Origin of the sequence: Duffyella sp. Ts4 (genome assembly GCF_051851875.1) — a bacterium.
Lineage (GTDB): Bacteria > Pseudomonadota > Gammaproteobacteria > Enterobacterales > Enterobacteriaceae > Duffyella > Duffyella gerundensis.
The window spans coordinates 436,557-449,133 of sequence record NZ_JBLYPN010000001.1; the positions used below are offsets into that span (position 1 = coordinate 436,557).

At 56.1% G+C, this 12,577-nt stretch carries 10 protein-coding genes and 2 pseudogenes; 4 read left to right on the top strand and 8 right to left on the bottom strand.

The genetic code is table 11. The features are described from left to right. Nucleotides 1–42 precede the first annotated feature (42 nt). Together copD and yobA are read right to left on the bottom strand one after the other, a co-directional pair. Nucleotides 43–921 (bottom strand): annotated as a pseudogene (gene copD, locus ACJY2L_RS02095) (copper homeostasis membrane protein CopD). Between the two features lies 1 nt (nt 922). Beyond that, nucleotides 923–1,300, bottom strand: coding sequence for a CopC domain-containing protein YobA (gene yobA, locus ACJY2L_RS02100; protein WP_439212204.1), 378 nt, complete (start codon nt 1,298–1,300; stop codon nt 923–925). A gap of 149 nt (nt 1,301–1,449) precedes the next feature. Between yobA and ACJY2L_RS02105 the strand changes: the two genes are divergently transcribed. Further along, nucleotides 1,450–1,680 carry a DNA polymerase III subunit theta gene (locus ACJY2L_RS02105; protein ID WP_067431405.1) on the top strand — a complete coding sequence of 77 codons (231 nt, stop codon included), beginning with the start codon at nt 1,450–1,452 and terminating at the stop codon, nt 1,678–1,680. 2 nt (nt 1,681–1,682) lie between these two features. Further along, nucleotides 1,683–2,345 carry an exodeoxyribonuclease X gene (gene exoX / locus ACJY2L_RS02110; RefSeq protein ID WP_439212205.1) on the top strand — a complete coding sequence of 221 codons (663 nt, stop codon included), beginning with the start codon at nt 1,683–1,685 and terminating at the stop codon, nt 2,343–2,345. Between the two features lie 5 nt (nt 2,346–2,350). Here the strand turns inward: exoX and ACJY2L_RS02115 are convergent, their stop codons facing one another. The 3 genes and pseudogenes from ACJY2L_RS02115 to ACJY2L_RS02125 all read right to left on the bottom strand — a co-directional run bounded on the left by ACJY2L_RS02115 (nt 2,351) and on the right by ACJY2L_RS02125 (nt 5,641). After that, nucleotides 2,351–4,408, bottom strand: coding sequence for a prolyl oligopeptidase family serine peptidase (locus ACJY2L_RS02115; protein WP_439212206.1), 2,058 nt, complete (start codon nt 4,406–4,408; stop codon nt 2,351–2,353). Nucleotides 4,409–4,524: 116 nt separating this feature from the next. Beyond that, nucleotides 4,525–5,182 (bottom strand): annotated as a pseudogene (locus ACJY2L_RS02120) (tellurite resistance TerB family protein). Nucleotides 5,183–5,314: 132 nt separating this feature from the next. Further along, entirely contained in the window at nt 5,315–5,641 is a 327-nt protein-coding gene (locus ACJY2L_RS02125) for a YebG family protein (protein WP_187486072.1), read from the bottom strand. A 135-nt stretch (nt 5,642–5,776) separates the two neighbouring features. On the opposite strand from ACJY2L_RS02125, the gene purT reads away from it, so the two are divergent. Continuing rightward, nucleotides 5,777–6,955 carry a formate-dependent phosphoribosylglycinamide formyltransferase gene (gene purT, locus ACJY2L_RS02130; RefSeq protein WP_067435387.1) on the top strand — a complete coding sequence of 393 codons (1,179 nt, stop codon included), beginning with the start codon at nt 5,777–5,779 and terminating at the stop codon, nt 6,953–6,955. Nucleotides 6,956–7,016: 61 nt separating this feature from the next. On the opposite strand, the gene ACJY2L_RS02135 is transcribed toward purT, so the two are convergent. Both ACJY2L_RS02135 and zwf read right to left on the bottom strand, forming a co-directional pair. Further along, on the bottom strand, nt 7,017–7,655 hold the full coding sequence (locus ACJY2L_RS02135; RefSeq protein ID WP_439212207.1) for a bifunctional 4-hydroxy-2-oxoglutarate aldolase/2-dehydro-3-deoxy-phosphogluconate aldolase: 639 nt from the start codon (nt 7,653–7,655) through the stop codon (nt 7,017–7,019). A 206-nt stretch (nt 7,656–7,861) separates the two neighbouring features. Further along, nucleotides 7,862–9,337 carry a glucose-6-phosphate dehydrogenase gene (zwf, locus tag ACJY2L_RS02140; RefSeq protein ID WP_439212208.1) on the bottom strand — a complete coding sequence of 492 codons (1,476 nt, stop codon included), beginning with the start codon at nt 9,335–9,337 and terminating at the stop codon, nt 7,862–7,864. 663 nt (nt 9,338–10,000) lie between these two features. On the opposite strand from zwf, the gene pyk reads away from it, so the two are divergent. After that, nucleotides 10,001–11,443 (top strand): pyruvate kinase, encoded by a 1,443-nt coding sequence (gene pyk, locus ACJY2L_RS02145; protein ID WP_439212209.1) that lies wholly within the window; start codon nt 10,001–10,003, stop codon nt 11,441–11,443. Between the two features lie 48 nt (nt 11,444–11,491). Here the strand turns inward: pyk and lpxM are convergent, their stop codons facing one another. Beyond that, complete coding sequence (gene lpxM, locus ACJY2L_RS02150) at nt 11,492–12,463, bottom strand: lauroyl-Kdo(2)-lipid IV(A) myristoyltransferase (protein ID WP_439212210.1); 972 nt, start codon at nt 12,461–12,463, stop codon at nt 11,492–11,494. Nucleotides 12,464–12,577: the final 114 nt, after the last annotated feature.

Sequence of the window (12,577 nt, forward strand, 5' to 3'; positions counted from 1 at the left end):
AACTCACTGTATCTGCGGCGCCCACGGCGCCATTTGTCGATATCAAACCGGCGACAGCGTGGCAAAAATGCTGACCAGCGCCACCACCAGTAAGGCTAAAATCAATTCTGCCTGCGTCAGACGAATAAACTGTTGCTGTGCCCTGCCGCCCGCCGTGCGAAAACGTGGCACCAATACGTAACGATTGATCAACGCAATCGCGATCATCAGCATCACCAGCACTACTTTGGCCATCAGCAGCTGATAATAAAGCACCCACGCGGGCAGTTGCCAGTCAGCAATAAACAGGCTGTTCATTACGCCGGTGAGCACGGCCAGCGCCACCGCCAGATGCCCATAGCGCGAGAAGCGCATCATGGTGCGGATCGCCTCCTGGCGTAAGGCCGTCTGCCGGGCATGGCGCATCAACAGGCACATCGGCAGCAGCCCGCCAGCCCAAAAACTGGTGGCGATCAGATGAATCGCCTAGTTGAGCCGGTGTGCGCTGCCGATGACGCCATCGTGCATCGCCGCATGCCCCACCAGCGACAATGTCGCCAGTTGCAGCAGGCCACTCACCAGCAAAGCGGGCTGGCACAGGCGATGACGCACCAGCAACAACAGGCAACCGATCAGCCCCAACAGCAGCTGCCAGCACCAGGCGCGACCAAAGCCGGTGGTTAATACCGCCTGCCAGACCGACGGCACCGCGATGTTATGCCAGTCACCGCTCATCAGCCCGGTTTGCACCGCCAGCATCGCCACCGCGCTAAGCAGTGCGATGCTCACGCCAGCGCTAACCGGCATGGAGAGCGCCAGCGCCAGCCGCGGTCGATAGCGGCGCGGCGCCAGCCACACCGAGAAAAACAGGCTGCCGGTCATCAGCATCAAACTGCTAAAATGCAGGCCGCGCAGCACAATATAAAAGGTTGCCAGCGCCATCTTACTTTACGCTAAAGCTGTATTTTCCCTGCGTCTTATGGCCATCAACCGAGAGCACATGCCACTCGACCTGATACTCTCCGCCTGGCAGCGGCTTCTCCAGCGGCACAATCATCTGGTTATGTTTGGCGGCGGTACGCCCAACTTTACCGGTTGGCATTGGCTGCTGTTTTTCGTTGGTCAGGGTGGCACCACTGAACGCGGGTTCAATATCTTCAGAGAAGGTCAGCGTCAGCGCCTGAGGCGAGGCCTCAACCTTCGCGTTAGCCGCAGGGTATTGATTTTTAAGATGGGCGTGAGCCAGAGCCGCGGGTGAGGCAAGCAGCGCGGTGGCTAACGCCGAGGCCGTTAATAGCGGCCAGCACGTGATTTTCAGCATCGTATTATCCTGTTGGGTGCAGGCAATCTGCAATCTGGCGCAAGGATACTCCGCAGCTGGAAAGCTGTCGAGGCGCCGGGGTGCTGTCCGCCACCTTGCTAATCAATGCTTTCTGCATTATTTTTGCCGCTGCTTCAGAGGAGAACAGCATGAGTCACAATCTCGCGCGCCTGGAAAAGGCAGAGAAAGATAAAATTAACGTCGAGTTGGCCGCGGCCGGTGTAGCGTTCAAAGAGCGTTACAATATGCCGGTGATCCCTGAGATGGTTGAGCGTGAACAGCCTGAAGCGCTGCGCGATTGGTTTCGCCAGCGCCTGATGCATTATCGTCAGGCATCGCTCGCCTTCTCGCGCCTGCCCTATGAACCTAAGCAGAAATAAGCATGACATTGCTACGCGTTATTGATACCGAAACCTGTGGCCTGCAGGGCGGCATTGTCGAAGTCGCCTCGGTTGACGTGGTCGACGGACAGATCGTTAATCCGATGAGCGATTTGATCTCTCCCGACCGGCCCATCAGCCGTCAGGCCATGGCGATTCACCGCATCACGCCCGCGATGGTGCGCGGCAAACCTACCATTGAAGAGGCGATCGCCCGCTATCACGGCAGCAGCCATTACGTGGCGCACAACGCCAGCTTTGATCGCCGCATGCTGCCAGTGATGCCCGGCGAGTGGATTTGCACCATGACGCTGGCGCGGCAGGTTTGGCCGGGGCGCAAATATGGCAACCAGGCGCTGCGTGAGAGTTTGCAGCTGCAGGTGGAGCCGCCGGAAGAGCTTTATGCGCACCGGGCGCTGTACGATTGCTACGTCACCGCCGCGCTGCTGATTCGCATTATGGAAACCTCCGGCTGGGACGCGGCCGAAATGGTAACCCGCATGCAGCCCGCCAGCGGCAGCGAACACCTGCCGTTCGGCAAGTATCGCGGTCAGCGCATCGCCGATATTGCCGAGCGCGATCCTGGCTATCTGCGCTGGCTGCTCGATAACGTGACAGATTTGCGCCGCGATCTGCGCAGCGCCCTGATCAAACACCTTAGCTGACGCCGCTATGCAGGTGCGCCCAGCGTGCCTTGCATTAGCGCGATCAGGAAGGTGTACTCCAACGCTATGCCCTCGTACGATTTGAAACGTCCCGATTTACCGCCGTGGCCGGAATCCATATCCGTGCACAGCAACAGCAGATGATCGTCAGTTTTCAGCTCCCGCAGTTTTGCTACCCATTTAGCCGGTTCCCAATATTGCACCTGCGAATCGTGCAGGCCGGTGGTCACCAGCAGATGCGGATAGGCCTGCGCGCTGACGTTGTCATAGGGGCTGTACTGTTTGATGTAATGATAGAACGCGGCATCCTGCGGATTGCCCCATTCATCATATTCGCCGGTAGTCAGCGGAATCGACTCATCCAACATGGTGGTAACCACATCCACAAACGGCACCTGCGCCACTACGCCGTGAAACAGCTGCGGCGCCATGTTGATTACCGCGCCCATTAACAGGCCACCGGCGCTGCCGCCCATGGCGTAGAGCTGCTGCGCATTGCCGTATTGCTTCTGCACCAGTGCTTCTGCAACGTCGATAAAGTCGTGGAAGGTATTGAGCTTATTCATCAGGCGGCCATCGTCGTACCACTGCTGGCCCATTTCGCCGCCGCCGCGCACGTGAGCCAGTGCAAAGACAAAACCCCGATCGAGCAGGCTCAGGCGGCTGGCGCTGAAATCGGCGTCCATGCTTGAACCGTAAGAACCGTAGCCGTAAAGCAGCAGCGGATTAGCGCCAGGCTGAAAGTGTTCGCGGTGATAGACCAGCGAAACCGGCACCTCCACGCCATCGCGCACGGTGATCCAGATATGCTCGCTTTTATACTTGCTGGCCTCAAAGCCTTTAACCTGTGACTGCTTCAACACCAGTCGATCGCCGGTCTCCATATCCAGTTCAAACAGCGTGGCGGGCGTGGTCATTGACGAGTAGCCGTAGCGCAGCTTGTTGGTCTCCGGCGTCGGGTTCCAGCCCAGCCAGGTGACATAGGCCGGATCGTCAAAGGCGATACCAAAGCTTTCGCCGGTTTTACGGCAAATTTGCCGCAGGCTGGTCAGGCCGCGCTGACGCTCTTCGACCACCAGCCAGTCACGGAACAGCTGAAAATCTTCCAGCACAACATGTTCGCGTGGCGCGATCAGCGGCTGCCATGCTGATTCCTGTAGCCGCTCGCTGCGGTAAAGACCAAAGTTTTTGCCTTCACGATTTGAGCGAATATAGAAATGATGCTGATAGTGATCGAGGGTGTATTCGTGATCGGTGCGACGGGGAATAAACAGCTGCGGCTGCGCATCGGCATATTCGGCATCAATCAGATGAATTTCGCTGGTGGTGCTGCTTTGCAAGGCAATCAGAATGAAATGCTGGGAAGTGGTTTTATGCACGCTGACGTAAAACGTATCATCCTGTTCTTCATAAACCAGTTCGTCGTCCTGCTGCGGCGTACCCAGCCGATGGCGCCACACCTGCCAGGGCAGCAGCGTCTGTTTGTCCTTGCGCACGTAATAAATGGTTTTGGCATCGTTTGCCCAGGCAAAGCTGGAAGAGACGTTATCCAGTAATTCCGGATACCAGCCACCGGTCTCGAGATTACGAAAACGAATGCCATATTGCCGACGGGAGAGAAAATCTTCGGCCAGCGCCATCACCTTGTTATCCGGACTGACTTCCAGCCCGCCCATGGTGTAAAAATCGCTGTGCGCGGCGCGCTGGTTAGCATCCAGCAGCAGCTCCCACTCTTCATCCGGGCTGCGATCCTCCGGCTGACGGCGATAAATCGCGTATTCGTTGCCCGGCTCATAGAAGCTCTGATAGCGATAACCGTTTCGCACGTAGGGCACGCTGTGATCCTGCTGGGGAATGCGACCAATCATCTCTTCCAGCAGCTGATCCTGCAGCGCCTGCTGGCTGGACATGATCTGCTGGCCGTAACGGTTCTCCGCGCGTAAATAGTCCAGCACCTCCGGATCGGCACGCTGATCGTCACGCAGCCAGAAATAGTTGTCGATACGCGTGTCACCGTGCAGCGTAAGGGCATGCGGTTTTTTAGAAGCAACAGGTGGAGTCATGGCAATTGAACCTTAAGTGAAACATATCCTAAGGTTGGCAGGTGCCATGATGAATGCCAAGGATTAACCAGGAAAAATCTCATGAAAAGCAGGCCAGCGAACGCTGGCCAGATCGGTCAGGCAGAAAGTTGTTTTTTCTCCGCCCGGATATCATTTTCAATGCCGTCCCGCACGTCCTGCGGAATTTTCAGGGCGTCACCCAGCGCATTGAGGTAGCTGCGCTCCATAAAGTGATCAACATCGATAGCCGCGCAGCTGAGGAAGTAAAGTTCCAGCGCCTCTTCCTCATTTTTAATGCCCTGCGCCAGCCATTGCGGATCAAGCGGGCGATCAATCGCCTGCTGAATCAGTTGTTCACCCGCGGCACCAATACCCGCTTCCTGCATGCTGCGTTCAATCGCTTTACGCTCGTCACCATCGATATGACCATCGCTTTTGGCGGCAAACACCAGCGCTTTTGGCGGCAAACACCAGCGCCGCAATCAATCGCTCGGCACGCTGATCAACCGGCGTGGCGCTCTGCCCAAACTGCGGATCGTCACGATGGGTTTCGCTGACGCGCTGTTTGTATTTGTTCCACAACACCGCACCCGCTGCCGCACCGCCGCCAATGATCAGCGCGTTTTTGCCATACTTTGCCAGCAGCTTACGCGACGAACCGTTTGCCACCAGCAGGCCAGCCAGGCCGCCCAGCGCACCGGGTGACAACATCTTGCCCAGTGCTTCGATTCCGCCTTTACCACCGCTGCTGCTGTTACCTAAAACCGACTGCAATTATTTTAACCAGTTGTTCATATTTTTATTCCTGAGTTGCATCGCGGAATAAGCGTAGAACATTCGGTGTCAAGAACCGTCAGCACAGGAAAAGACCGGAAAACATCAGCTTATCGGCAGGCTGCCAACAAATTATGCGGCATCCACCGCACGAATCTTCGCCGCACTTTTGCCTTTGGTCGCTTTCTCGGCGGACTCGCTCTCATCAGCCTGCGCAGCGGCATCCGGCTGCTTGCCGGTGCGCAGAATGTGCTGCAGCGCATCTTTATTTTCCGCCAACCACAATCCCAGCCCTTCGTGCTGCGCTTCATCAAGCGGCAGGCTGCTGCTTTCAAACCATCCGGTGAAGGCCTCAGCAAGGTCCAGCATTTTGTCGTAAGCATCAGCCTCTTTTTTGCTGGCAAAAGTCATTTTCTCGGCACCCTTTCTGACAACCACATATTGAATTTCTACGGCCATAACCTGCTCCAGGTAACTGTGTTTATATACAGTATATCAGCGATAGGGTTTAAAGCAAGCCTGACAACAGATGCCTGCGCAATCGTTTTCGTTTACACTGTGCGCGGTTTTTTTTATCCCTTTCAGGTGGTGCTTATGAAAAATTTTGGAACGGCTTTGCGTCCGGCGGCCACTCGCGTCATGCTGCTGGGTTCAGGCGAACTCGGTAAGGAAGTGGCAATTGAGTGTCAACGGCTCGGCATTGAGGTGATCGCGGTCGATCGCTACGCCGATGCCCCGGCCATGCACGTCGCGCATCGCAGCCATGTGATTAACATGCTGGACGGCGCGGCGCTGCAAAAGCTGGTTGCCGAAGAACGCCCTGATTTTATCGTGCCGGAAATTGAAGCGATCGCTACCGATATGTTGGTTGAGCTGGAAAAAAATGGACAGCATGTGGTGCCCACCGCCCGTGCCGCACGGCTCACCATGAATCGTGAAGGCATTCGCCGCCTGGCGGCTGAAGAGCTGGCGTTGCCGACGTCGAGCTACCGCTTTGCCGACAGTCAGGCTGATTTTGTTCAGGCGGCAGAGGCGATCGGCTTCCCTTGCATCGTCAAGCCGGTGATGAGCTCATCAGGTAAAGGGCAGAGTTTTGTGCGTGATGCCACGGCGCTTGATCACGCCTGGGAATACGCACAGCAAGGCGGACGTGCTGGAGCGGGCCGCGTTATCGTTGAAGGCGTGGTGAAATTTGACTTTGAAATCACTCTGCTCACCATCAGTGCGGTCGATGGCATCCATTTCTGCGCGCCGATTGGCCATCGTCAGGAAGAAGGCGACTATCGGGAATCCTGGCAGCCGCAGCAGATGAGCGAGCTGGCATTGCAGCGCGCGCAGCAGATTGCTGAACGCGTGGTAAAAGCGCTGGGTGGCTACGGTTTGTTTGGCGTTGAGCTGTTTGTCTGCGGTGATGAAGTGATTTTCAGTGAAGTGTCTCCGCGCCCACACGACACCGGCATGGTGACGCTGATTTCGCAGGATTTATCGGAGTTTGCGCTGCACGTGCGCGCTTTCCTCGGCCTGCCGATAGGCGGCATTCGTCAGTTTGGTCCCGCCGCTTCGGCGGTCATTTTACCCGAACTGCACAGCAGCAACGTACAGTTCAGCGGCCTTGCCGACGCTATCGGTGCCGGTTTACAGCTGCGGCTGTTTGGCAAACCTGACATCGCTGGCAGACGCCGCTTAGGTGTGGCGCTGGCCACCGGTGAGGATTGCGAACAGGCCGTAGCGCGGGCGATTGCCTGCGCCTCCGCGGTCAGGGTCAGCGGCTAAATCCAGTGGCATAAAAAAAGGCGCATTGATCTGCGCCTTTTTTGTGTCTGCATCGCGTAACTTAACGGGCGCCGGCTACCGCCTCACGCGCCAGTTCAGTGATGCGGTTCCAGTCGCCCTGCTCCAGCGCATCGGATGGCACCAGCCAGGAGCCGCCAATGCAGAGCACGCTTTTCAGCGCCAGATAGTCACGGTAGTTAGCTGGCGTGATACCGCCGGTTGGGCAGAAGCGCACCTGCGGGAAAGGTCCGGCAATCGCCTGCAGCGCTTTCACACCGCCGTTGGCCTCAGCCGGGAAAAATTTGAATTCACGCAGGCCATAATCCATACCGGTCATCAGTTCAGAAACGGTGCTGATGCCAGGAATCAGGGGGATCGGGCCGTCGGTTGCCGCTTTTAACAAGGATTCAGTGATACCTGGGCTGATCACAAACTGCGCGCCCGCTTCCGTCACTTCATGCAGCTGCTGGGTATTCAACACCGTGCCAGCGCCAACAATCGCTTCCGGCACCTCTTTAATGATGGCGCGCAAGGCCTCCATGGCAACCGGCGTCCGCAGCGTCACTTCCAGCACGCGCACGCCGCCAGCAACCAGCGCTTTCGCCATGGGAACGGCATGCTTCAGATCGTTGACCACAATTACCGGCACAACCGGGCCTGTTTTTAACACCGTTTCCGCGCTGACTTTCCAGTTTTTCATCGTGTGACTTCTCCTCGCTGGCCGGATCGATACCGGCTGATTGATGCGGTCAGTGGCCGCATGCTGTCGCAATTCCGGGAACTACCATACATGATAGCTTTGTCTGACGTCCAGATAGCACATGAGCAAATTGAAACTGTGGTTCATTTTTTTGCCCTAACCTACAGGCGTAAAAAAACCCGCCGTGGCGGGTTTTGTTTTAAGCGTTACTCAAACTCATTCCATGAGCGGCCATCGCGGGTGATCATCGCCACAGAGGCCACCGGCCCCCAGGTACCTGCCTGATAAGGCTTAGGCACGTCGTTGTCGTTTGACCATGCATCGATAATGGAATCAACCCATGTCCATGCCGCCTCAACTTCGTCACGGCGCACAAACAATGCCTGAATGCCGCGCATGGTTTCCAGCAGCAGACGCTCGTAGGCATCAGCAAGGTGCGACTGGTTGAAGGTCTCGGAGTAGCTTAGGTCAAGCTTGGTGGTTTGCAGATTGTGTTTGTGATCGAGACCCGGCACTTTGTTGAGGATCTCGATATCCACACCTTCATCCGGCTGCAGGCGAATAGTCAGTTTGTTCGGCGGCAGCTCTTTCCATGACTCTTTAAACAGGTTCATTTCCGGATTTTTAAAGTAGACCACCACTTCTGAGCATTTGGTTGGCAGGCGTTTGCCGGTACGCAGGTAGAACGGCACGCCAGCCCAGCGCCAGTTATCGATATCAACCCGAATCGAGACAAAGGTTTCGGTGCTGCTCGATTTATCGGCGCCCTCTTCATCGAGATAGCCTGGTACTTTGTGGCCCTGCACAAAGCCGCCGGTGTACTGACCGCGAACGGTTTTTTCACGCACGTTGCTGTGATCGATGCGGCGCAGGGATTTCAGCACCTTCACTTTTTCGTCACGAATGCTGTCAGCGCTGAGATCGGATGGCGGCGACATGGCAATCATGGTCAGCACCTGCAGCAGGTGGTTCTGAATCATGTCGCGCATCTGGCCCGCTTTGTCGAAATAACCCCAGCGGCCTTCGATACCCACTTCTTCGGCCACGGTGATCTGCACGTGATCGATGGTGCGGTTGTCCCAGTTATTCGCGAACAGCGCATTGGCGAAGCGCAGCGCCAGCAGATTGAGCACCGTCTCTTTACCAAGATAGTGGTCGATGCGGAAAACCTGGCCTTCGTCGAAGTATTCGCCGACCTGGTCGTTGATTTCACGTGACGTTTCCAGCGAGGTGCCCAGCGGTTTTTCCATCACTACGCGCGCCGGCTTTTCATTCAGCTTTGCTTTGCCCAGACCTTTGCAAATCGCGCCAAAGGTGCTTGGCGGCATGGCAAAATAGTTGATGGTGGTGCGGTTTTTCTGGTCCAGCATTTTACCCAGGCGGGGAAAGTGTGAGGTCTCATTGACATCAAGGTTGCAGAAGTCGAGGCGGCTGCTGAGTTTATCCCACAGCGCTTCGTCAATTTTCTCCTTCATGAAGGTTTCCAGTGCTTCGCGCACCACCTTGGTGTAAGCGGCTTTGTCCCAGTCGGCGCGGCCAACGCCAATCACGCGCGTCTCTTCATGAATCTGCCCGGCTTTTTCCAGCTGGTATAGCGAAGGCAGCAGTTTCCGGCGAGCAAGATCGCCTTTGGCACCGAAAATCACCAGATCGCATGCCTGGGCTGTTTGAGTTACCGCCATTTTCCTCTCCTCGTTGCAGGATAGGCCGGACTGCAAAAATCCTTCGCAGGTCAGACCTTTATTGTAATTTCTAACGACACAATGTACTGCTTTTCGCGGTTCCGGGTAAACCAGCGCGGCACGTCAGGTCAAATAAGGACATAACGTCAGCGGCCGCGAGCTGTCCTTTTTCCGTCAACTGCTGAAAAATGTGACAAACGGGTCGGCGCTGGCGTAACGTGAGCGCGGGCTATCTTCGCAAAAAAGCGGCATTGAAATCACCTGTAAATGAAATCGCCCAAACCAGCCGGTTTTTGTGCGGCGATTATGCTGGACGAAATCGGGCACCGTGCCGATAACCTTAGCAAATCAGTCAGGCTTGTCGCAGCAGTAATTGTTGTCTTATCGTAACCCGATTGCTGTCGCGTTGACGTTCGACGCGTCGCTGAAGGAGTTTTACGCTCTTCCAGCCGTGAAATAGCGGCGTAACCTGCCGTGCGTCAAAGACGCTCTGTGGGGATAGCGGGTAGAGTAAGGCGCCCTTTTGTTATGCGGGCTGAAATTTTTTTAACATCAGGTTTACAATGTGAGTCGAATCACGATGCCGCTATGCGTTAAGATAAGCGAAGCATCACCAGGTCATGCCTCGCATCGTCACGTTTACCATATAATATGGAGTCTTACATGTCTCGACGTCTCAGAAGAACCAAGATCGTAACAACGCTGGGTCCGGCAACCGATCGTGATAATAATCTCGAAAAAATCATCGCCGCCGGCGCTAACGTTGTTCGACTTAACTTCTCGCATGGCACCCCGGAAGATCATCAGATGCGCGCCGACAAAGTGCGTGAGATTGCCGCCAAGCTGGGCCGCCACGTTGCGATCCTCGGCGACCTGCAGGGGCCTAAAATTCGCGTCTCCACCTTTAAAGAGGGCAAAGTATTCCTCAGCATTGGTGACCGCTTCCTGCTGGATGCGTCGCTGGGCAAAGGTGAAGGCGATAAAGAAAAAGTCGGCATCGATTATAAAAATCTGCCGTCTGATGTGGTTCCGGGCGACATTCTGCTGCTCGACGACGGTCGCGTGCAGCTGAAAGTGCTGTCGGTTGACGGCAGCAAAGTCTTTACCGAAGTGACCGTGGGCGGCCCGCTGTCCAACAACAAAGGCATTAACAAGCTCGGCGGCGGCCTGTCAGCCGAAGCGCTGACCGAAAAAGATAAAGCGGACATCCTGACCGCAGCCAAAATTAACGTCGATTTCCTGGCGGTCTCCTTCCCGCGCAACGGCGAAGACCTGAACTATGCGCGCCGTCTGGCTCGTGAAGCGGGCTGCGAAGCGAAAATTGTCGCTAAAGTTGAGCGTGCAGAAGCAGTTGCCACGCAGGAAGCGATGGATGACATTATCCTCGCCTGTGACGTGGTGATGGTGGCACGCGGCGATTTAGGCGTTGAAATTGGCGATCCGGAACTGGTCGGTATTCAGAAAGCGTTGATTCGTCGTGCGCGTCAGCTTAACCGCACCAGCATTACCGCCACGCAGATGATGGAATCGATGATTACTAATCCGATGCCAACCCGCGCAGAAGTGATGGACGTCGCCAACGCCGTGCTCGACGGCACCGATGCGGTGATGCTGTCAGCGGAAACCGCGGCGGGTCAATATCCGGCTGAAACCGTCAGTGCGATGGCGAAAGTCTGTCTTGGCGCGGAAAAAATCCCCAGCGTTAACGTCTCGAAACACCGTTTGGATGTGCAGTTCGACAATATCGAAGAAGCGATTGCCATGTCGGCGATGTATGCCGCCAACCATCTGCAGGGCGTAACGGCGATCATCACCATGACGGAATCGGGTCGCACGGCGCTGATGACCTCACGCATCACGTCCGGCCTGCCGATTTTCGCTATGTCGCGTCATGAGCGTACGCTGAATCTCACCGCGCTCTACCGCGGCGTGACGCCAGTTTACTTTGACAGCAACAACGACGGCGTGGTTGCTGCGCATGATGCGATCAACCTGCTGCGCGACAAAGGCTTCCTGGTTTCTGGCGATCTGGTGATCGTCACCCAGGGCGATGTGATGGGCGCCACCGGCACCACCAACACCAGCCGTGTGCTACGTGTTGACTAAGCATCAGCCTTAAATAAAAAACGCGACTCTCGGGTCGCGTTTTTTTTATCACTTCGGATAGATATCCTTGCGCTTGTAGGGTTCGATATCCCCATCCTTGCGCGTCTTCAGCAATTTAAGGATCCAGGCGTACTGCTCCGGATGCGGCGCAACAAATTTCTCCACCTCTTCGTTCATGCGCCTTGCCAGCATGATGTCGTCCGCTTCCACCAGATCGTCCATCGGCTGGCCAAAAATCATGGTGACGCCGTGGGTTTCACTGTTATAGACCGGAAACAGCGGAATTACGCGGGCGCGACTCACTTTCATCAAGCGTCCCAGCGCGGGCAGCGTCGCCTTATACGTTGCGAAGAAATCCACAAACTCGCTGTGCTCAGGACCGTGATCCTGATCGGGCAGATAGTAACCGCAGAAGCCTTTGCGAATTGAGCTGATGAACGGCTTGATGCCGTTGTCGCGCGCATGCAGGCGGCCGTTGTAGCGCAGGCGGACTGAATTCCAGACGTAATCAATCACCGGATCGCTTTGATGATTGAACATCGCCGCCACTTTTTCGCCTTCATGCGCTAACAGCATGGCGGGAATATCCACGCCCCAGCCGTGCGGCACCAGCAAAATCACGTTCTCTTTTTCAGCGCGCAGGCGGTCAAACACTTCGCGGCCCTGCCACTGGATACGCTGGCCCATCTTAGCCGGATTACGCAGCGCCAGCTCGGCCATAAACACGATGGTTTGCGGCGCGGTGGCAAACATGCGATCGACGATGGCCTCACGCTGGGCTTCAGACAGCTCGGGGAAACAGTACAACAGGTTGATTTGGGCTCGACGGCGGGCGCTCTTTGCCAGCTTACCGACTTTGCGGCCCAGCGTGCCCAGTAAAGGATCGCGTAATTTAGCCGGAATCAGCGCCATCGCGGCGCAGGCACCTATCGCCAGCCAGGTTCCCCAGTGTTTGGGTTTCAGAAATGACCGCTTAAAAACGGGGATAAACTCACTGTTACTGTTCTTGCTGGTTTCCATGCACTCGCCTCAATCAATGACCGGCTAATGATAGTGGCCGCGTAATATTTTGCAATGCCTGTGCTGGCACCATAAAAAACCGACGGCCTTGACCGTCGGTTTTGCGCAGCCACT

Coding starts and splice junctions, on each gene's coding strand:
- pyk (WP_439212209.1), top strand. CDS start 10,001: ATGTCTCGACGTCTCAGAAGAACCAAGATCGTAACAACGCTGGGTCCG.
- purT (WP_067435387.1), top strand. CDS start 5,777: ATGAAAAATTTTGGAACGGCTTTGCGTCCGGCGGCCACTCGCGTCATG.
- yobA (WP_439212204.1), bottom strand. CDS start 1,300: ATGCTGAAAATCACGTGCTGGCCGCTATTAACGGCCTCGGCGTTAGCC.
- exoX (WP_439212205.1), top strand. CDS start 1,683: ATGACATTGCTACGCGTTATTGATACCGAAACCTGTGGCCTGCAGGGC.
- ACJY2L_RS02125 (WP_187486072.1), bottom strand. CDS start 5,641: ATGGCCGTAGAAATTCAATATGTGGTTGTCAGAAAGGGTGCCGAGAAA.
- ACJY2L_RS02135 (WP_439212207.1), bottom strand. CDS start 7,655: ATGAAAAACTGGAAAGTCAGCGCGGAAACGGTGTTAAAAACAGGCCCG.
- zwf (WP_439212208.1), bottom strand. CDS start 9,337: ATGGCGGTAACTCAAACAGCCCAGGCATGCGATCTGGTGATTTTCGGT.
- ACJY2L_RS02115 (WP_439212206.1), bottom strand. CDS start 4,408: ATGACTCCACCTGTTGCTTCTAAAAAACCGCATGCCCTTACGCTGCAC.
- lpxM (WP_439212210.1), bottom strand. CDS start 12,463: ATGGAAACCAGCAAGAACAGTAACAGTGAGTTTATCCCCGTTTTTAAG.
- ACJY2L_RS02105 (WP_067431405.1), top strand. CDS start 1,450: ATGAGTCACAATCTCGCGCGCCTGGAAAAGGCAGAGAAAGATAAAATT.